20 protein-coding genes and 1 riboswitch are annotated in these 18,215 nt (G+C 48.2%); of the genes, 11 read left to right on the plus strand and 9 right to left on the minus strand.

Features of this window, described 5'->3' with window-relative positions; all coding sequences use genetic code 11:
• Positions 1–109 precede the first annotated feature (109 nt).
• The 5 genes from ACJJIP_RS14070 to tdh all read left to right on the plus strand — a co-directional run bounded on the left by ACJJIP_RS14070 (position 110) and on the right by tdh (position 6,033).
• A complete protein-coding gene (locus ACJJIP_RS14070) occupies positions 110–1,726 on the plus strand; it encodes a 5-guanidino-2-oxopentanoate decarboxylase (protein ID WP_353374999.1) in 1,617 nt (538 codons plus the stop codon).
• Between the two features lie 13 nt (positions 1,727–1,739).
• Positions 1,740–3,173: an aldehyde dehydrogenase family protein gene (locus ACJJIP_RS14075; protein WP_444945392.1), complete on the plus strand. Its 1,434-nt coding sequence runs from the start codon at positions 1,740–1,742 to the stop codon at positions 3,171–3,173.
• Between the two features lie 65 nt (positions 3,174–3,238).
• A riboswitch (SAM-I-IV-variant riboswitch) is annotated at positions 3,239–3,367 on the plus strand.
• Positions 3,368–3,424: 57 nt separating this feature from the next.
• The gene (locus tag ACJJIP_RS14080) at positions 3,425–3,640 is read left to right on the plus strand and encodes a hypothetical protein (protein ID WP_020411816.1); all 216 of its coding nucleotides are present in this window, start codon (positions 3,425–3,427) and stop codon (positions 3,638–3,640) included.
• A gap of 80 nt (positions 3,641–3,720) precedes the next feature.
• On the plus strand, positions 3,721–4,920 hold the full coding sequence (locus ACJJIP_RS14085; protein WP_282951187.1) for a glycine C-acetyltransferase: 1,200 nt from the start codon (positions 3,721–3,723) through the stop codon (positions 4,918–4,920).
• A gap of 87 nt (positions 4,921–5,007) precedes the next feature.
• The gene (gene tdh, locus ACJJIP_RS14090; RefSeq protein WP_444946928.1) at positions 5,008–6,033 is read left to right on the plus strand and encodes an L-threonine 3-dehydrogenase, zinc-binding type; all 1,026 of its coding nucleotides are present in this window, start codon (positions 5,008–5,010) and stop codon (positions 6,031–6,033) included.
• Positions 6,034–6,219: 186 nt separating this feature from the next.
• Here tdh and ACJJIP_RS14095 read toward each other — a convergent pair whose 3' ends face one another.
• The 6 genes from ACJJIP_RS14095 to ACJJIP_RS14120 form a co-directional block, all read right to left on the minus strand.
• On the minus strand, positions 6,220–7,464 hold the full coding sequence (locus ACJJIP_RS14095; RefSeq protein WP_157533322.1) for a cation:proton antiporter: 1,245 nt from the start codon (positions 7,462–7,464) through the stop codon (positions 6,220–6,222).
• An 87-nt stretch (positions 7,465–7,551) separates the two neighbouring features.
• Positions 7,552–7,947: a hypothetical protein gene (locus ACJJIP_RS14100; protein WP_444901938.1), complete on the minus strand. Its 396-nt coding sequence runs from the start codon at positions 7,945–7,947 to the stop codon at positions 7,552–7,554.
• On the minus strand, positions 7,944–8,777 hold the full coding sequence (locus ACJJIP_RS14105) for a hypothetical protein (RefSeq protein ID WP_444945393.1): 834 nt from the start codon (positions 8,775–8,777) through the stop codon (positions 7,944–7,946). The genes ACJJIP_RS14100 and ACJJIP_RS14105 overlap by 4 nt, the downstream gene beginning before the upstream one ends.
• Positions 8,778–9,302: 525 nt before the next feature.
• Positions 9,303–9,809 carry a hypothetical protein gene (locus ACJJIP_RS14110; protein WP_444945394.1) on the minus strand — a complete coding sequence of 169 codons (507 nt, stop codon included), beginning with the start codon at positions 9,807–9,809 and terminating at the stop codon, positions 9,303–9,305.
• A gap of 46 nt (positions 9,810–9,855) precedes the next feature.
• Positions 9,856–10,011: a hypothetical protein gene (locus tag ACJJIP_RS14115; protein ID WP_444901940.1), complete on the minus strand. Its 156-nt coding sequence runs from the start codon at positions 10,009–10,011 to the stop codon at positions 9,856–9,858.
• 364 nt (positions 10,012–10,375) lie between these two features.
• Positions 10,376–11,662, minus strand: coding sequence for a condensation domain-containing protein (locus tag ACJJIP_RS14120; protein ID WP_444945395.1), 1,287 nt, complete (start codon positions 11,660–11,662; stop codon positions 10,376–10,378).
• A 609-nt stretch (positions 11,663–12,271) separates the two neighbouring features.
• Here ACJJIP_RS14120 and ACJJIP_RS21825 point away from each other — a divergent pair.
• The 4 genes from ACJJIP_RS21825 to ACJJIP_RS14135 all read left to right on the plus strand — a co-directional run bounded on the left by ACJJIP_RS21825 (position 12,272) and on the right by ACJJIP_RS14135 (position 15,017).
• Positions 12,272–12,727 carry a DUF6841 family protein gene (locus ACJJIP_RS21825; protein ID WP_507015931.1) on the plus strand — a complete coding sequence of 152 codons (456 nt, stop codon included), beginning with the start codon at positions 12,272–12,274 and terminating at the stop codon, positions 12,725–12,727.
• Positions 12,728–12,821: 94 nt separating this feature from the next.
• On the plus strand, positions 12,822–13,289 hold the full coding sequence (locus tag ACJJIP_RS14125) for a hypothetical protein (RefSeq protein ID WP_282951196.1): 468 nt from the start codon (positions 12,822–12,824) through the stop codon (positions 13,287–13,289).
• A gap of 308 nt (positions 13,290–13,597) precedes the next feature.
• The gene (locus ACJJIP_RS14130; RefSeq protein ID WP_444901942.1) at positions 13,598–14,680 is read left to right on the plus strand and encodes a PA0069 family radical SAM protein; all 1,083 of its coding nucleotides are present in this window, start codon (positions 13,598–13,600) and stop codon (positions 14,678–14,680) included.
• Between the two features lie 34 nt (positions 14,681–14,714).
• Positions 14,715–15,017 (plus strand): GIY-YIG nuclease family protein, encoded by a 303-nt coding sequence (locus ACJJIP_RS14135; RefSeq protein ID WP_051089466.1) that lies wholly within the window; start codon positions 14,715–14,717, stop codon positions 15,015–15,017.
• A gap of 55 nt (positions 15,018–15,072) precedes the next feature.
• Here ACJJIP_RS14135 and tmpT read toward each other — a convergent pair whose 3' ends face one another.
• The 3 genes from tmpT to ACJJIP_RS14150 form a co-directional block, all read right to left on the minus strand.
• Positions 15,073–15,711 carry a thiopurine S-methyltransferase gene (tmpT, locus tag ACJJIP_RS14140; RefSeq protein WP_282951199.1) on the minus strand — a complete coding sequence of 213 codons (639 nt, stop codon included), beginning with the start codon at positions 15,709–15,711 and terminating at the stop codon, positions 15,073–15,075.
• 330 nt (positions 15,712–16,041) lie between these two features.
• Entirely contained in the window at positions 16,042–16,548 is a 507-nt protein-coding gene (locus tag ACJJIP_RS14145) for a DUF1097 family protein (protein WP_282953609.1), read from the minus strand.
• Positions 16,549–16,848: 300 nt separating this feature from the next.
• Positions 16,849–17,544, minus strand: a complete 696-nt coding sequence (locus ACJJIP_RS14150) for an SDR family oxidoreductase (RefSeq protein WP_282951200.1) — start codon at positions 17,542–17,544, stop codon at positions 16,849–16,851.
• Positions 17,545–17,598: 54 nt separating this feature from the next.
• On the opposite strand from ACJJIP_RS14150, the gene ACJJIP_RS14155 reads away from it, so the two are divergent.
• Together ACJJIP_RS14155 and ACJJIP_RS14160 are read left to right on the plus strand one after the other, a co-directional pair.
• Positions 17,599–17,919 carry a DUF3301 domain-containing protein gene (locus ACJJIP_RS14155; protein WP_020411799.1) on the plus strand — a complete coding sequence of 107 codons (321 nt, stop codon included), beginning with the start codon at positions 17,599–17,601 and terminating at the stop codon, positions 17,917–17,919.
• Positions 17,920–17,933: 14 nt separating this feature from the next.
• Positions 17,934–18,173: a DUF1653 domain-containing protein gene (locus tag ACJJIP_RS14160; protein ID WP_444945396.1), complete on the plus strand. Its 240-nt coding sequence runs from the start codon at positions 17,934–17,936 to the stop codon at positions 18,171–18,173.
• Positions 18,174–18,215 lie beyond the last annotated feature (42 nt).

Here is an 18,215-nt window from a genome sequence, read left to right on the forward strand (position 1 = left end):
TTTTCCTGCGATTTTCATCTCGCAGATGCAGACTCTGCGGGCGCTTGCGTGGCATTTGGCGGGCGGCTAGGCTCACTGCATTTTTACACGAATAAGGAAAACGGTGGTTATGTCCTCTGCACCCACATGTGCCCAGGTGCTGATGCGCCTGTTGCGCGAATACCAGGTGGAAAAAGTCTTCGGCATTCCCGGTGTACACACAATCGAACTGTATCGCGGCCTGCCAGGCAGCGACCTGATACATATCACTCCGCGCCATGAACAGGGTGCTGCTTTTATGGCGGACGGTTACGCACGCGCAAGCGGCAAACTCGGCGTATGTTTTTTGATCACCGGCCCCGGCCTCACCAACGCCGCCACCGCAATGGCACAGGCCTACTCCGACTCCATCCCCATGCTGGTTATCTCCGCAGTTAATCGCCGCGAAGATCTGGGCATGGGCCGTGGGCGCCTTCACGAACTGCCTCGGCAAAGTGATGCCAGCCGCGGCTTTTGTATCTGGCAACATTCCCTGACTCAGGCCGGACAACTGCCGGAAGTAATGGCGAAGGCTTTCCAGCTACTGCGATCCAGCCGCCCAGGGCCAGTACATATTGAAATTCCCATCGACCTGTTCCCGGCACCCATGCCCGGCCAAATAGAGGATTATCACGCCGCTCCAGCAGCTATGGCCCCAGGCGCCAACAGCACCGCTATCACCACTGCCACTCATTGGCTGCAAAATGCGCAGAGCCCCGTTATTCTTTTGGGCGGAGGGGCTCAGTCTGCAGGTGAGGCAGCTACACAAATTGCCGAAAAAGTTGCCGCTCCAGTTTTCCTGTCACTGGCTGCCAAAGGCGTAGTGGACGAACGCCACCCATTGTGCGGCGGTGCCAACCTGAGCTTCGATTGCGTGCGCAAGCGGGTGGAAAATGCGGATATCGTACTGGCAGTGGGCACCGAACTTTCCGAGACAGACCGCAATCTGGTCCGGGAAGACTACACCTTTTCCGGTAAGTTAATCCGAATCGATATAGATGCTGCACAACTTGTTTGTAACGCCACCCCCGATCTGGCCATCTGCGCCGATGCAGCAGAAAGCCTACAGCAATTAAATACCGCTCTGGTCCAACGCAGCGGAAATGCTAAAGAGCAATCCGAACAAGAGGTTGCCCAATTACTACAGGACTGTCGCAAAGAGTGGTGGGATGGCTCTGAGGAACGCCTCCCCTGGGTAAAAGCCCTGCGTGAGTCCCTGCCGGATAACGGCATCCTGGTGACAGATTCCACCCAATTGGCCTATAACACTAACCACGCACTGCCCCTCTATCATCCGCGCAGCCACGTTACCTGTACCACAGGCTACGGCACCCTGGGCTTTGCATTGCCCGCGGCTATTGGCGCCAAGTTATCCAGTGAGCGCGACGTGGTAGCGCTGATTGGCGATGGAGGGCTGATGTTTACCCTGGGGGAACTGGCAGTGGCTGTGGAACAACAACTGCCGCTGCCGATACTGGTGTGGAACAATTCCGGTTACGGAGAAATCCGTGATTTTATGGACGCCGCTGAAGTGCCCCAGGAAGGTGTAAACCTGCGCACCCCAGACTTTGTCGCCCTCGCCAAAGCCTTTGGTGCAGAGGGGTGCAGAATCAATCAACCCGGCCAGCTGACAGAAGCGGTAAGTGCAGCCTTTAGCCGAAAAACTCCAACCCTGATAGAAATCAGCGCGCCTTCAGGCGCAGAATAAATGGAAGCGTGACATGACAGATCTCAGCAAACTGCAAACCGGAAAGCTGTTTATTGATGGCCAGTGGCGTGAGCCCCTGGGTGCAGGATCACACCCTGTGATCAACCCTGCCACCGAAGCGTTAATCTGCGAAGTTTCAGAGGGCTCTGCCGAAGATGTGGATCTGGCCGTAACCGCCGCCAGAACGGCTTTTCACAGCTGGCGTAACAGTACCGCACAGAAACGCCGCGAACTGCTCAACGCCATCGCTGACGGAATGGAAAAACGCAAAGAAGAACTGACTTTCGCAATTTCCCAAACTCTCGGATGCCCCGAACATATCGCTCGCTGGCTACACGTCGACGGCCCTATCTACGCCATGCGCTTTTACGCTGAGCGCACTTCCGAGATGGAAAAAACCGAGAAAGCGGCCCATTCAATTTTATTCCGCGAGCCTGTGGGCGTGTGTGGTTTTATTACCCCCTGGAACTATCCGCTGCACCAGTTCGTCGGCAAAGTGGCACCAGCGCTGGCCGCCGGCTGCACCATGATCACCAAACCTGCCGAGATTACCCCTCTGCAGGACTTTATCATGGCAGAAATTATTGATGAGGCCGGAGTACCCGCCGGCGTCTTCAACCTGGTGCCCGGTGCTGGCTCGGTAGTGGGTGCGGCACTTTCATCCCACCCTGGCATCGATATGGTGTCTTTCACCGGCTCTACCCGCGCCGGCGTTGAAGTAGCCAAGGCTGCGGCGCCCACGGTAAAACGTGTAACCCAGGAGCTGGGCGGTAAATCACCGCTGATTATCACCCCCGATGCAGACCTGGAAGCTGCTGTACGCTGGGGCTGCGAAGATGTATTTATCAACAGCGGCCAGACCTGCACAGCCCTGACCCGTATGCTGGTACCTGCTGAGCGCTACGAAGAAGCGGTGGAAATTGCCCAGCAAGTGGCCGAAGGAATCACCATGGGCACTGGAGAAGACGCCTTTATGGGGCCGCTCTCTTCTGCACGCCAACGTGAAATCGTTCGTGGTTATATCCAGCGGGGTATTGATGAAGGTGCGCGCATGGTCACTGGTGGTGCCGAGACACCGGAGAACCTGGAAAAAGGCTTCTATGTTAAGCCCACTGTATTTGCCGATGTACACAACGATATGAGCATCGCGCGCGAGGAGATCTTCGGTCCCGTAACCTGCCTGATCCCATACAAGGATATGGACGAGGCCATCTCCATTGCCAACGATACCGAATACGGCCTATCCAGCGGCGTTTGGGCCAAGGATACGGATAGTGCCATGCCCCTGGTACGCCGTATCGAGGCGGGACTCTGCTTCGTCAATGGGGGCGAGTTTAACTACGATGCTCCCTTCGGCGGTTACAAGCGCTCGGGCAATGGGCGCGAATTTGGCGATGCCGGGCTCGGCGAGTTTATCGAACTGAAATCCGTGCAACTGCCCGCATAAACTTCTGCACCGCCCCCAAACGGGGGCGGCATAGTTGACTGCCAATCCCCTCCCAGCTATCTTTGCCCGCACATCACGAGAGTGGCTGACGCCAACGCCAACCTGCCGACCGGGGCAAGGTGGTTCTCTCTCTGCCGGCACACCAATGCCAGCGGGGAGGATGGGGCTCTACAAGAGCAATCCAACCGGATTAGCGAATACCCATTCGCCGCTTCCACGTCAGCCCTCCAAATTTTATTGTTGGAGGGACCATGTCCGAAACACCGCTATCCAGTAAAGACGTTATAGAAATTCAGATCGCCAACCAGCGAAACCGTACGGCGGTTAGGGCAGTGAGACGGGCCGATCGGCAATTGTTGTGGCAACTGCTGTTCGACACTGCGGAAGAGGCATTAAAATTCGCCACCAGTTGCCGTGCCAGCGAGCAGCCGATCACTGCCCACAAGGCGTGTGAACTGGCGGGATAAACTAGAATACACAGGCGCCAACCTGCTTAGCGCCAATCACTAAGTGCCACGAGCACCGGACAGGAGCTAAAAACAATACCATGTCAAAGCCAGAACAATTCTTTGAGCACCTGCGCGATGAACTGAAACAAATTGATGCCGACGGCCTCTACAAGCGCGAGCGTATTATTACCTCCCAACAGGCCGCTGAGATCCAGGTGAACAACGACACCCAGGTACTGAATTTCTGCGCCAATAACTATCTGGGCCTGGCCAATCATCCAGATCTTATCGAAGCTGCGAAAGAAGGCCTCGACCAGTACGGCTTCGGCATGGCATCTGTGCGTTTTATTTGCGGTACCCAGGACATCCACAAGGCCCTGGAGTCTCGCCTATCCGAGTTTCTGCACACTGAAGATACTATCCTTTACACCTCTTGCTTTGATGCCAATGGCGGCCTGTTCGAAACATTACTAGGCCCGGAAGATGCAATTATCTCTGATGCCCTGAACCACGCCTCGATTATCGACGGTGTACGTCTGTGTAAGGCCAAGCGCTACCGCTACGCCAACAACAATATGGCGGAACTGGAAAAACAGCTACAGGCAGCTGACGCCGAGGGCGCCAAGACCAAGCTGATCGCCACTGATGGTGTCTTTTCCATGGACGGCGTAATCGCCGACCTAAAAGCCATCTGCGATCTGGCCGATCGCTACAACGCCCTGGTGATGGTGGACGACTCCCACGCGGTAGGTTTCCTCGGTGAGCACGGTCGCGGCACTCATGAGTACTGCGATGTTATCAGTCGTATCGATATTATTACCGGCACCTTGGGCAAGGCCCTGGGCGGCGCTTCCGGCGGCTTCACCTCTGGCCGCAAGGAAATCATCGATATGCTGCGCCAGCGTTCGCGCCCCTATCTTTTTTCCAATTCCGTGGCCCCAGCAATTGTTACCGCCTCACTAAAGGTGCTGGATATGTTGATGGAAGGTGGTGAGTTGCGTGAGAAACTGCGCGATAACTCCGCCTATTTCCGCAAGCGCATGTCTGAAGCTGGCTTTACCCTGGCCGGCGCCGACCATCCAATTATCCCGGTAATGATTGGCGATGCCGCACTGGCTCAGAAGATGGCCGACAAGATGCTGGAGCGCGGCATCTATGTGGTGGGTTTCTTCTACCCGGTAGTACCCAAAGGCCAGGCGCGCATCCGCACTCAGATGTCGGCGGCACACACTCGTGAACAACTCGACCAGTGTATCGATGCCTTTATCGAAGTAGGCCGTGAACTGAAAATTATTTAACGCCCAATTGATCGCGGCAGAGCGCCATAGCAGGACTCACCCTTTGCATGGTTCCGCCGCGCCTTTCTATTTGTAGTTTTAATGACAATGAAAGCACTATCGAAACTGAAGTCTGAAGTGGGAATCTGGCTCACAGACGCGGAAATTCCTGAGCCCGGCCACAACGACCTTCTGATCAAAATCCACAAAACCGCCATTTGTGGTACCGACATGCATATCTATAACTGGGATGAGTGGTCGCAAAAAACCATCCCGGTCCCCATGGTAGTGGGGCATGAGTATGTAGGAGAAGTAGTTGGTATGGGCCAGGAAGTCGCGGGCTTCCAGGTGGGTGATCGTGTTTCCGGCGAAGGCCATATTACCTGCGGGCACTGCCGCAACTGCCGCGCCGGTCGCCGCCATCTATGCCGCAACACCTATGGAGTAGGCGTGGACCGCCAGGGCGCCTTTGCCGAGTACCTGGTTATTCCTGCATTAAATGCCTTCAAAATCCCGGATAATATTTCCGACGATTTGGCCTCTATCTTCGACCCATTGGGTAACGCCGTACACACCGCTCTGTCATTCGATCTTGTCGGTGAGGATGTGTTGATTACCGGAGCCGGCCCCATCGGCATTATGGCTGCTGCTGTAGCTAAACATGTTGGCGCACGCCATGTGGTAATCACTGATATCAATGAGTATCGCCTGGATCTGGCCCGTAAAATGGGCGCAACCCGTGCAGTGAACGTTGCGGAGGAAAGCCTCAGCGATGTGATGGCTGAACTGGGCATGAGTGAAGGCTTCGATGTGGGCCTGGAAATGTCCGGTGTACCCGCGGCCTTCCGCGATATGCTCGCTGCCATGAACCACGGTGGCAAAATTGCCATGCTGGGAATTCCCGCTGGCGAGATGGCCATTGACTGGAGCCAGGTAATATTCAAAGGCCTGATCATTAAGGGTATCTACGGCCGCGAGATGTTCGAAACCTGGTATAAAATGGCCAGCCTGATCCAGTCCGGCCTGGACTTAACTCCGGTTATTACCCATCAGTTCCATATCGATGACTTCCAGAAAGGCTTCGATACTATGGGCTCCGGAGAGTCCGGCAAGGTTATCCTTAACTGGAAATAACCCTGCCCAGGCTGCGGGGCAACCCGCAGCCCAACCCTAAGCCCTTCATCAAAACAGCACTCCCTCCTGATTCTGTCGTGTTTCCTCGATATTTTCAGTATTTCTTTCTCAATAATTCTTACTGGCTTTCTGCCTGATCCATCCCGTAAACAAAAGACACAAAAGCCATATCTATAACTTTCATATCTATAACTTTAATTTATGTATCAGACGCCCGCTGGTTGTGCCCTGAACCAGTAGTGAAAATAGGACAACGCCGAATACCATAGACTGGATCGTCCACCAGTAGGGAAGTTCGACAGGTAGTGATAACACTAATGCTACAGCGATTACACCACGCAGCCCCCCCCAGCTCATTAATAGGCGCCAGGATTTTGGGATGGGTGGGCCAACGAACCTCGTCAAAGGGGTCACCAAAACCACTGACAAAGCCCGTGCTCCTAAAGCTGCTGCTGTGGCAATCATCATAGCCAGCCATTGATGGGTAAACATCTCAAAGGTAATCACCAGTCCCATAATCACAAAAATGATCGCGGTAAATAGTAATCCCAACCACTCCCAGGTGGGCTCCGCGTCGGCAAGAAACGTCTTACTCTGTTTGCGCAGACAGGCTCTGGCAACAATTGCACAAGTCATCACCGAGATAATACCCGATACATGCAATATGCTCTCAGCCAGGTAAAAACTAGCAAAAGCAGCAACGACCAAAGTCATTAGAGAGGCACTGGGAGACCTGAGAAATAAAATAACCAGAGTAGTAAACAACCCAAAAACAAGCCCAACTGCCACTCCACCAAAAAATATCATACAAAAATACAGCGTCACGGGACCCACACCCAGAGAGGGGGCTTCTGCTCCCATACCAGTTGCGCCAACAATAGAATAAGTGGCCAGCCCTAAAACCAGTGAGTACAGGACTACAGCGGCAGCGTCATTAAAAAGGCTTTCACCCTCTACGAGGGTTAATAAATCCTCACCAGTTTTTTCCTGGCGAAGTTTATTGACCACTGATACCGGATCAGTAGCTGCAAGTATCGCTCCGGTAAGCAGGGCGGCAATCCAGGGGAAGCCTTCTGGATGCCCGATTCCATAGTAAGTAATTACAGCAATAAGAAAGGCACAGACTACAAGACCCAAAGTAGAAAATAGAAGAATCGGACCAATCCAACGCTTCAGTATTTTCGGCTCAAGCTGCCAAGCCGATTCGAAAATTAAAACAGGCAGAATCACAAAGAAAACCAACTCACGGAGACTGGTAGCGCGCAAGCCAGTATCATAATCAATCACTGGTAGCAATAATCCCGCCAGTACCCCAGCGACCAGGCACCCGAGTGTGTTATCGATCCTTAAGATACGGGCAATACCTAAGCCAAGAACTGCTGCTGCAGCCAAATAAAGCCCCTGCCCGACAATGACAACCACATCGTTCACAAATTTACTCTCCCAGCGATGGTCAGGATCAACCAGCAATTCAGAATTAAAAACCTCCGACTGTATTCACGATAGGTTTCTATGGTATTAAGTCCTTTCCACTAAATCCTCGACTAATTCCATATATCGATCTACAAACCTACAAGCGCTCTGTTTACTGATTAAAAATTTGCAATATCCAACAACGAATACCGACAGGCATTCGGCGGTATAGGAAATTACCGTAACGGGTTGGGTACGGTGATTCTGTGCTAATATTTCTGCTTCAAACTCAAAATAACATAATCCTTCCTCGGTACCACGCATATTGCCTCCATTCACAACACAAATTGCTGAGAGAAATACTGGTTTTTCTGAAGCACACACTTTGGCTATTTGAAGGATATCTTGCTGTTGATAATTCGTTTCAAATGTAAATGCCCTCGGTCCCTGCCGTCGACACTTTTGATTAGAACCTGATTGAAAATAGCCTGCGAGCTTCATAATATCCCCTGAAACAGACTCAGAAGGAACTTCCGAAGCGGTTGTGGCGGCACCCTCCCCCCAACAACATGAATATCAATTATCGGTTGGTACATTCTTCGAACACGCATTGGTAAGAGAATTTCTACCCATGGGCGGTGGCTGGGTAAGGTGTGATCAGATATTACCGCAATTGCACAATAGATAGCCGTATGATTTATATGGTGCCTTTCTCCAAATGCAGCAAGACACTCATTCACTTCTGTGGGTGGGGCCCGGGATATGGCATGGCTAGTACGCTTTTCAACTGCAGCCAGCTGTTCTACTGGTGGCCACATTACCTCTTTCCTACTCCGGTAAAATAAAGTATCACTACTAACGTGACCCACAGCCCTAAGTAATTCTTCAACAGGCTTTGGCAAAGACAGAGAGGCCGGCTCTGGATAAAAGCCATCAACCAAAAAAACATCCAGATAACAAAACAGAGCCATAATGGAGCGGCCGTCAATAGCTCCATGGCAGGGCGCTACCACGATCCATTCAACTTCCGCTTCTTTATTTACATAAAGGGTTACCAGGCAGGCATACCTTTCAAGATACACCTCAAAAAGAATCCCCCCAAATTCAACATTGCAACACCACGAGGGCTTTACCCCCTTCTCAACCCGGGCTCCCAACATCGGGGGAAACAGGTGTAGATAAGCGATACCTCGGTGCAAGAGTTTAATACCCACTGCCTCCCATACCCGGATAAAGACAATAACCTGGGCGCCAACTATTGACCATATAGTCAACGCCAAAAACAACGCTTTATGGGCATCCAGCTCTCGGGAAGGTGGCTCTGTCTGCATATCTGAGCCCTACATTGATTGAATCTTGTAGTCCAGCGAAGTTACTCAACCAGTATAGGAAAAGGGGAGGAATTAGGCGAAGTGGAGGCAATAAGTACTGCAAAGGGCATACCCACCGCATAAACATATGGAATATTAACTTTCTTCATATTCACGCAGGCACTACGTTAGTTTTTCCATTTTCAATAACTTCCTTAATGTATTTATATATCTATCTACAAATAGCAAAACACCTGGTTTCTTTATGAGTGGCTCACAGTAAGAGTATATGAAAACCGAATTTCTTACGGTGGAATAAGTTAGTAGTGGGATCGGATGAGCACCATGAGTTTGAAGTGGAATAGCAGTAACAATCTCAAAGTAATTCATTTCTGTGCCTAGAGCCTTCATACTTCCTACATTGGAAACACATAGCCCCTCAGCAAAAATAGGGTTTTTGTCTTCATATTCCCGTATACAACCGATGACATCCCTCAGCTCATAGTGTTTGGGGATACCAAATTTACGGGATTCTCCTGTCTCAGCTTAACGGTCAAGTTCCACTTGTAAGTATCTTGCCAACTGCCAGGTATCTTCCACATCAATATCCGGCATTACTTCGAGTCTAGTCACAGCAGAGAAAGCACCGACAGCACTCAATCCTATATGAGCACCATATAGTTCTCTCACATCTAAAGGCAATAAAACTTTTATCCAATCCCTGTGATTCGGCAGAATGCGGGAAGACTGAATAGCAACCGCACAAAATAACACTGTAGGCCTCACTTTATATTTCTTCCCCATGTCGACTAGAGTCGCAAGATCCCTCGTTGTAAAATTCTGATAAACAGCCCGGCCCTGACGTTCGGGAGAAAAAGCTGATTCTTCTACAAGCCATTTAAATAGTTCATCCTTTACTACCGAAGGCTCCTGGCTTGTAAAATACTTTGATGGTTCAAAGTAATTCTCGACCGCACCATACAGGGGCCGACCATCTAAATTAAAAGTCACTTCATCCCTAAAGTAGAAATCCAAGACACAAAATAATGTCATTACAGAACAACTATCTAAGGCCGCATGGCTGCTTATCAAGGATAATTCACTCTACCTTTTCTTTAGAATCAATGTAGAAGGAGAGCGTATAGGTACATTTGTCAACATCCAGCCCCATTTCTCCCCTACGATTAAACTCTCGCTCAAAGTCAAGGGGATTATCCAGTTTAACCAATTCAATAAGAATTGACTCAAAGGGCACATCACAACGCCAGATTAACTGCTCTCATGGCTCAACCCTTGCCTGCAAAAGCGGATAAACTTTATCAATTTTGGCGAATCCAGAGCATAACTGCTCAACGCTCAGCGCAGTTAAAACCTTTATGAAAGATACAACTAAAGTCCCACCACAAGTTCTTCGTGCCAGCTCCGTAAAAATAGCCTATTCTGCACCCAGCACTCTGGAGAATTGTTTAGCTGCCACAAATACGCTCCCAGTTAGAAAATTATAACACTCGCTACTAAGTCAACAAAAAATTATTACTGAGCGGAAAATACTGCTGGGCTTGCTTCTGCAAACAGTAAATCTTTAAAAAATTAATTAAAGGCTAATCTGTATTAAAACCTTAACCATCAAACACCTCCCCAAGTAACTTCATATATTTTTTCACATAATTTACAGCACTTTTTCTACTAACCAGTGGCTCACAATACCCGAAAACAAATACCCCTTGCCCATTTATTGTATAAGTCAGAACCATTATCGGATGAGCCCCATGGGTCTGAACAGTCATAATCAAGCCAAAATCAAAGAATATCAAAGGGCCCACAAATTCCTGTACATCTCCCATATTGGAAACACAAATACCGGAAAAAAAACAGTCCTTTTCAGAGGCAAGCTCTTTAGCTATCTTTACGATCTCTGCAGGATTACAATCCGGCTCCAGGGCAAGATCAGAAAATGCACCACTTCTCAAGTGCACATAAACTTTTTTTTGAATTAAGCTTGCTAGACTTAACAAATCAAGACTCGTATCCTCTGGCGAGAGTGATAAAGTTAAAGATGTTGTGCACTCCCCCACAACATCTTTGCTTATCAGAGATTTACATAAGCATTGTGCATCTATAGGCAGCATCAACTCTGCTGCGGAAGAAAAACCCGGTAGTGACCGGGCAGCGAGAATGGCTATCGCACTATAAAAAGATGTAATTAATATCTTCTCTTTTTTTAGAAATGATTGTAAACGTTCGAGAGATTCTTTTGGGAGGACTCGATAAATAGAGCATCCACTTCGCCGCGAGGCGTGAGCTGCCTCCTCCACTGGCCACTTTACTGGCGTATAAACACTGTCGTTAACTCGCAAATTTGAACCTTTAAGACGTTTTCTTAAGCTAATATACTCCTCCACTGGCTTGTGCATTATCGAGGGAAAGGACTTCTCTGTTTGATACCCTCTCAAGTACCTATCTAAATCACGAATTAAGATCAATGCTGAACGCCCATCTACGGCAGCATGGCTAAAAACAAAAGCAACCCACTTCACACTTCCTTGCCTGTCGAGATAAACAGTCAGGCAATAAGTAAATTTATTCAAGTCAAGAATGCTACCTCCTAATCGCTTGAACTCCTTTTCATAATTTAAAGGTGGTGTATGCTTCTTGATTTCAATAGAAATATCTTCAAATCTCACATCGCAGAACCAATGGGCATATGGAATCCTCTTGATCCGTGAATGGAGCATAGGATGGAAATTATGTAGATACTCTACCCCCTTTATTAACTTATCTATATTCAGTGTGTTACATACCCGAAAGAAAGTTACCAGTTGAACCGCACCGTTTGACTCGCTGGTCAAATGTACATCAAGAGCTTCTTGAGCCCCAAGCTTTCGAAAAGGCTTTGCTTTTTGCATTGTGAACTCTTCCCGGCGGGAAGGTCTTTGCCCAAGAAGTATAGGAAAGAGAAAGCGCGGCACCCTTCCATATATCCACAATGTTCCAGCCTTTCCAAGCGCTATCAATAGTTCGATTCTCAGAACGCACCCAGAAACGGCTAATAATAAATAAGAATAAACAACTAGTTATGCTAGGAACAAGCTCTGACTCCAACTTGGCACCTATAACCAAACCGACCTGCTTTACGGAAAATCCGCTTTTTGATAGCTACTTTTAGATCACAGAAGCAGCCCCTTCAAAGCAAGATATGTAAAATTCTGGAAATAGTCATCCAAACCTTATAAAAAACATATCTGATTGCCATGCCATTAAATTAAAGCCAACTATTGCCCATGTTAAAAATGACGTAGCACGAACAATACATACAGGATCAGACTCACCAGATATCATCAAAGAACAATCAAAAATTACCATTATCAAATACACATTTACCCCACAGCCAACTCTAAATTATTATTCGCAAGCAACTCTATCGATGAGCCACCAATGTCGCGATACTTACCGGCAGAAAAAAATACATTTTTAGATAGCAAAGATTTCAATCAACAAAATCTAAAGGTAGAAAGTTGAACATATTCAAGAAATTAGTAATATTTCTGCTTTGTACGAGTTTACATACTTATGCAAATACCTCAGATGAAGACTACCTTACAGGTTTTATTGACAACTTTTCATCACGGAAAATTGAGAGCTCAGCAAGCCACTACTTAGCACAAACTCCTCACTTTATTTTCGACCCAAAGATATTTTCACCAAGCAGTGCAGCTGAAGTGGAGGCTATCCTAGCGGATATCCGTTTCGCACTTGAGAAGAGAGATTATGCAAGGTCTGAAATAGTCAATTTTCAAACTCAGTTTCGTGGCGAGAACCTAACTATTACGTCAGCCTTACTTAAGCGCTACACATCACATTACTCCCTACTTGATCATATCTGTAGTACCTACACTCTGGCGAATACAGAGAAGGGGTGGAAAATCCTATCCTGGTTACCCCCCCTAAATCAACTACCCAGTGTTTTATAAAAATAAAAGCAGTAATTGAGGTTTACTTTCGTATAAGTTAAATGGGATTATAGCTTTCTTACATATCTAAAAATAACATGAAGAGAACGAAGCAATGGACGCAAAAATTCAAATCCAAGAACTTTTAAGGGAACTCTACAAGGTAATTTCTGGCCCTGCGGGTTATAAGCGGGATTGGAAGAGGCAACAGAACCTGTTCACTTCCTATGCAAAGGTAATCCGCACCTCAGCAGACAGTAATGGCGAACCACAATCACTGGTAATGGATATCCAAGACTACCCTGATAACTTTCAGGAGCTGATAGGCGAGCGGGCCTTTTACGAGGATGAAATTCAAAATATTATTGAAGTTTTCGGTAATATTGCCCACGCCTTTAGTACGTATGAAGCCTGGAAAGATGAGGAAAGAACCCAGTTTCTAAAGAGGGGGATCAACAGTATTCAGCTTTACCATGATGGAAAATCATGGAAAATTACGAATATGATTTGGGATGATGAGCGACCGGGGCTTACAGTACCTGCCAAATATATGCCCAAAACCATTACTGAAACCAATGGATAGATACATCTGCTACCCCGCTTTGTAAAACTCTTCAGGGCGGGCGCCAGCTTATTCTCTGCTAATATTTATTGGTGATCCACATTGTTGGATCAAGAAACTTTTGGATTTCACCAATAAACATGCTTAATTCAACTTACTCTTGATTAGAAATTTACCTTAACTCGCTCATTTCGGCCAAAATTTTTATCATCTATGTCATTGTCGCCAAACGACAAAAGCTGTTTAAACCAAGTTTCTTTCTGGCTATTCCCAATTCCAACAAATCAATCTATACTGTACATACATCCAGCATCCTCTCCCATTGTAAAATGACAGATTCCAACAACCCTCTGCGCTTACACAAAGGTCGCGGAGCTGCCAGTAATATCACCGGGCGATTTGCCAGCCATTCAAGTACTTATGAAAGTGACGGATGGCAAGTGGACCTGGAACCTATAGAGCGCTTGATAACAACGGCTATTGAGGAGAAGGCAAAATCTATTATCGCCACTAATCAGTCACCGGATATCCCCTTCACTCAATCAATTAACCCCTACCGAGGCTGTGAGCATGGTTGTATATATTGCTACGCTCGTCCCGCTCATGCCTATATGGACCTGTCGCCGGGACTGGATTTTGAGAGCAAAATATTTTTCAAACCTAATGCTGCAGACCTACTCGAGCAGGCTCTACGTAAGCCGGGGTATCAATGTAGCCCAATTGCTCTGGGAGCAAATACAGATCCCTATCAACCCCTGGAGAAAGATAAAAAAATCACCCGCTCTCTTTTGGAGGTTATGCAAAAGTTTAACCAACCGGTAACTATTGTCACCAAGGGACAGCTCATACTTCGGGATCTTCCCATTCTTGCAGAAATGGCGCAGGACAACTTGGCCCAAATCGCAATAAGCGTGACCACTTTAAATAACGAGCTAAAGAGAAAGCTGGAGCCTCGTACCGCTGGGCCGGCAGCCCGCTTGCGTATTATTGAGCAACTAAGTACTACAGGAATACCTACCGCGGTAATGGCAGCACCTATGATCCCAGCTCTCAATGATAATGAACTGGAAAAAATCCTGAAGGCCGGTCATGATGTGGGAGCAACGCGAGCAGCCTATATCCTTTTACGACTGCCCCATGAAGTGGCGCCCCTTTTTCGAGAGTGGCTTTCTGCTCACTACCCACTAAAGGCTGGACATGTCATGAGCTTGGTACAGCAAAGCCGAGGTGGGCGTGACTACCAAAGTGAATTTTCCCAGCGCCGCACTGGTACTGGTATTTTTGCCCAACTACTCCGTCAACGCTTTATTATTGCCATCAAGAAATTGGGATTGAATCATCGTCGACTATCGCTAGACTGCAGCCAGTTCTGCCGCCCACCTCAGCCTGGAGATCAGCAGATACTATTTTGAACTATTTTAATACCTTTTTCTGGTAATCCACTAAATGAACAGTTGGTATGTCTATTTGATCCGTACTTCCAAAGGTTCTCTTTATACGGGGATCACAATGGATGTTCAACGGCGATTTACAGAGCACAGTTCCAACGGTCCCAGAGCGGCTAAAGCTTTGCGGGGTAAGGGCCCTCTCAAACTTGAGTACCAGATAGGGGTGCCAGGTAAGTCAGCGGCACTCAAATTGGAAATGACCATCAAGAAATGGCCCAAGCAAAAGAAGGAAGCCCTGATCGCCGGCACCCTTCCACCGATGGTGTTATTCAAGGAGGGCGAGCAGGAGATAGGAAATTAAGCGACTTACTCCGGCAGAAAGCTTAAGTAGCAATAAGTTACACCTGTAACAGGCATTAGCGTCGAGTCAGTAGCCAGGCAACCTCTTCAGCGGGCACCAAACCTTTCAGGCCACCGGGAACCTGCCGATGGCCAAGCATCTCCAGGTGATAATTTGCATCATAATAGCCAAAGATCTGCCGGGAGCCGATCGCAAAAGGAGGGCCAGCTAACTGCGACTGCTCATACTCGAAGGATATTAATAGCTGTGAGGCAACCCCTGTTATTGTCATCAGGTGCTGGGTATAGCGCTTACGCATCTCTTCGGGCAATGCTACCAAAGCGGCTCGATCATATATCGCTTCCACAGAGCCAAGGGCATCTCCTGTCAGGGAAAATATATCACCTACAAAAATCTTAATTTTTTCGGCACTGTAGCACTTGAGGTTATTTTCTTTTTCTATCTTTGGAGTCAGTTCAAGCTCTTCGAAAAGTTGCTGCACAGCCACTTCACTAAGTTCTGCACCGGCGATGGCACATCCCTGAGTTCTCAGCCAAGCTATATCCCCAGTTTTTCCACATAAAGGCAGGAATATACGACTGCCTTTTTTCAGTGATAGCGCAGTAAAATATTGAGCCAGCATGGGGTTACCAGACTTTTCGTGGAAACCTATTTCATTTTTCTGCCATTTATCCAACCAGAATTTTTCTTCCATTTAAGCACCCCCTGTGCATCAAATTAAGGCAACATATAGATTAATGCCAATGACTGAATTCTATCAATATTGTAGATATTTTAAGTCAGCTTCAGAGCCGGAGGCTGCAGGGTCAGTAAAGGCCAGAGCTGTAACGAAAACCATCGCCACTGTAAACATAACTCGTTTGAACATTGCAACTACCTCTAAGCAATATACTCCCACTTCACTATTAAAAAAACGGGATTACACCAATGATTGCTTCTTACCTGTTCGCCCAACTCCCATTCGATCCAAATAAAAAAGCTGCTAATAAAACCTTTGTTCTGTGGTACTCACATCCACTTCCCATTACAAGCTGTGGCGTCCGGGCCAAAGCCTATCGACCACCCCCGACATAACGGCACCGATCGATATCGCTGCAATCAAAATAAAGTAACTATCCAGTGATATTTTCACCTGAGCTGTAAATCCAATCAAAATGCCGATCGCGTAGCTGGAAATATTACTCACGCCCGTTACCCGACCCATTGCCCAAGCACCGATTGCCGCAAATAGCAAAGCTATGGGAAGGGCTGCAAAGTGAGGTTGTAACTGCCATTTAGCCACTACCACCTGGGCAGCAAATCCCAGGCCCAGTCCGGTAACCGCACAAGCCAAGTTGTAAGCCCCGGCCTGTAGATTCTTACCGCGTGAGTGATACGCAATGACACCTAACATAGCCACCCAAATAGGCATCCCCCCTAAAAGCGCCGCTCCAGCAGCTAACGATAATCCCAGTAGCAGGCGTATACCTTTTAACTGCCGTTTTTGGGAAAGGGTATATCCACCGCCGGTGCTATCTACAGCCCCATTCATCAGTTCCACTCCGCCACTCTCATATTTGACCGCGCAGTCCTTGCCTAAAATGCCGCCGTCGTTCCTATTCGCATAAATCGAGGGAAACGCCCACCCTCCATATTCGTGGATATTTTTACCGTTTTAATGAACAAGGTGGTAGCTAACTCCTTCCCTATCCTTGCCTAATTTTGCAAACAGGGAAATCAAGCGCCATTAAGTCACCTCTAAGCGTGCTCGGGATAAATCTCAGTGCGAGTAGACATCAGGACATCTACGGGGGAGGGGTCGAGAGAAAGGCCAGTAACCCATACCCAACTATCACCAGGGAATCTGGCTACCATCGTAATTGTAGAAGTGACCACTATCGGCCTGGTTTGCCTGTAAAAGGATCTTTTTTAGGCCGCTGACACTATCCTCAGCAGATATAAGGGCTCCTGGACCACCCATCGCAGTTTTTACCCATCCTGGGTGTAGAGCTACTACCGTGATACCTCGCTCCTTCAAGTCAATCGACAAGCTTTTCACGATCTGGTTAAGGGCCGTTTTGGAGGTTCGATAGATATACCCTCCGCCAGATCGATTGTCGGCGATACTGCCCACCTTACTGCTCATCATCGCTATCAGCTTGTGTTCACTGGCCGCCACATTGTCGCAGAAAGTCTCCGCCATCATATAGGGGGCGATAGTGTTGGACTCCAGCACCCGGCGCCACTCAGTGAGATCCACCTGCCCAAAAGCCACCCCTTTGGGGCCGTAATAACCGGCATTATTGAACAGGATATCTATAGGCTCTCCCTCGATCGCTTTTGCCAGGGATATCATCTGTGAATAATCTGTCACATCTAGCTGAATGGGATAGAGGTTTGAATACTGCCCTTGCAGGGTCTTGAGTTCGCTGGCCCGATCGAGATCCCTACAACAGGCGTAAACCTTCCAGCCATCACTGGCAAACTGGGCACAAATCTCCAGGCCAATACCGCGGTTAGTTCCAGTAATCAGTATGGTTCCAGACATTTCGACTCCTTCGATGTTATTCTTGCGCAAAGCGATCATAGCAACTGTAGAGCAATGTATTACTCACTAACTGATATCTTCTGGTTCCTGCTTCTGGCAACCATTGTCTGGTATATCTGGGCGAATATGGCAGCCAAGGAGCAAGTCAAACGCGCAGCATCCAACCACTGCAAGCAGCTGGGTGTCCAGTTACTCGACGATACCGTTATGCTGGTAAAAACCCGCCTCAAGCGCAACAAACATGGCCATATCAGCCTGCAGCGCAGCTATGAATTTGAATTCACTTCCACTGGGGAGCACCGTTACTCTGGCATCGCCATTCTGCATGGCAGCCGAATTGAGCAACTGCAACTGTCTCCCCACCATATGAGTTAACAGGTAATTCCAAAATGAAGCGCGGCCTCTATCGCCACCACAAAGGAAACCTTTACGGGGCCCTATATGTCGCCACTCACAGTAAAACTGAGGAGAAACTGGTTACTTACCGCGCTCTATATGGAGACTACGGTGTGTGGGCAAAACCACTGTCAATCTTCACAGAAACCCTGGAAAAAGACGGTAAAATCATACCTCGATTCGCACTGGAGAAGCCTTTCGAATTGGTTGAGAGACAACGGGCGGGCGCATAATCTGCAACCGCTATTTGAAGGGCGGAACAATTTCGCGAATTG

This window comes from Microbulbifer variabilis (genome assembly GCF_052467165.1).

What these genes read in the sequence shown, in the direction of transcription:
- ACJJIP_RS14070 (WP_353374999.1), top strand. Translation starts at nt 110, where the DNA reads ATGTCCTCTGCACCCACATGTGCCCAGGTGCTGATGCGCCTGTTGCGC.
- ACJJIP_RS14075 (WP_444945392.1), top strand. Translation starts at nt 1,740, where the DNA reads ATGACAGATCTCAGCAAACTGCAAACCGGAAAGCTGTTTATTGATGGC.
- ACJJIP_RS14080 (WP_020411816.1), top strand. Translation starts at nt 3,425, where the DNA reads ATGTCCGAAACACCGCTATCCAGTAAAGACGTTATAGAAATTCAGATC.
- ACJJIP_RS14085 (WP_282951187.1), top strand. Translation starts at nt 3,721, where the DNA reads ATGTCAAAGCCAGAACAATTCTTTGAGCACCTGCGCGATGAACTGAAA.
- tdh (WP_444946928.1), top strand. Translation starts at nt 5,008, where the DNA reads ATGAAAGCACTATCGAAACTGAAGTCTGAAGTGGGAATCTGGCTCACA.
- ACJJIP_RS14100 (WP_444901938.1), bottom strand. Translation starts at nt 7,947, where the DNA reads ATGAAGCTCGCAGGCTATTTTCAATCAGGTTCTAATCAAAAGTGTCGA.
- ACJJIP_RS14105 (WP_444945393.1), bottom strand. Translation starts at nt 8,777, where the DNA reads ATGCAGACAGAGCCACCTTCCCGAGAGCTGGATGCCCATAAAGCGTTG.
- ACJJIP_RS14110 (WP_444945394.1), bottom strand. Translation starts at nt 9,809, where the DNA reads ATGACATTATTTTGTGTCTTGGATTTCTACTTTAGGGATGAAGTGACT.
- ACJJIP_RS14120 (WP_444945395.1), bottom strand. Translation starts at nt 11,662, where the DNA reads ATGCAAAAAGCAAAGCCTTTTCGAAAGCTTGGGGCTCAAGAAGCTCTT.
- ACJJIP_RS14125 (WP_282951196.1), top strand. Translation starts at nt 12,822, where the DNA reads ATGGACGCAAAAATTCAAATCCAAGAACTTTTAAGGGAACTCTACAAG.
- ACJJIP_RS14130 (WP_444901942.1), top strand. Translation starts at nt 13,598, where the DNA reads ATGACAGATTCCAACAACCCTCTGCGCTTACACAAAGGTCGCGGAGCT.
- ACJJIP_RS14135 (WP_051089466.1), top strand. Translation starts at nt 14,715, where the DNA reads ATGAACAGTTGGTATGTCTATTTGATCCGTACTTCCAAAGGTTCTCTT.
- tmpT (WP_282951199.1), bottom strand. Translation starts at nt 15,711, where the DNA reads ATGGAAGAAAAATTCTGGTTGGATAAATGGCAGAAAAATGAAATAGGT.
- ACJJIP_RS14145 (WP_282953609.1), bottom strand. Translation starts at nt 16,548, where the DNA reads ATGAATGGGGCTGTAGATAGCACCGGCGGTGGATATACCCTTTCCCAA.
- ACJJIP_RS14150 (WP_282951200.1), bottom strand. Translation starts at nt 17,544, where the DNA reads ATGTCTGGAACCATACTGATTACTGGAACTAACCGCGGTATTGGCCTG.
- ACJJIP_RS14155 (WP_020411799.1), top strand. Translation starts at nt 17,599, where the DNA reads ATGTATTACTCACTAACTGATATCTTCTGGTTCCTGCTTCTGGCAACC.
- ACJJIP_RS14160 (WP_444945396.1), top strand. Translation starts at nt 17,934, where the DNA reads ATGAAGCGCGGCCTCTATCGCCACCACAAAGGAAACCTTTACGGGGCC.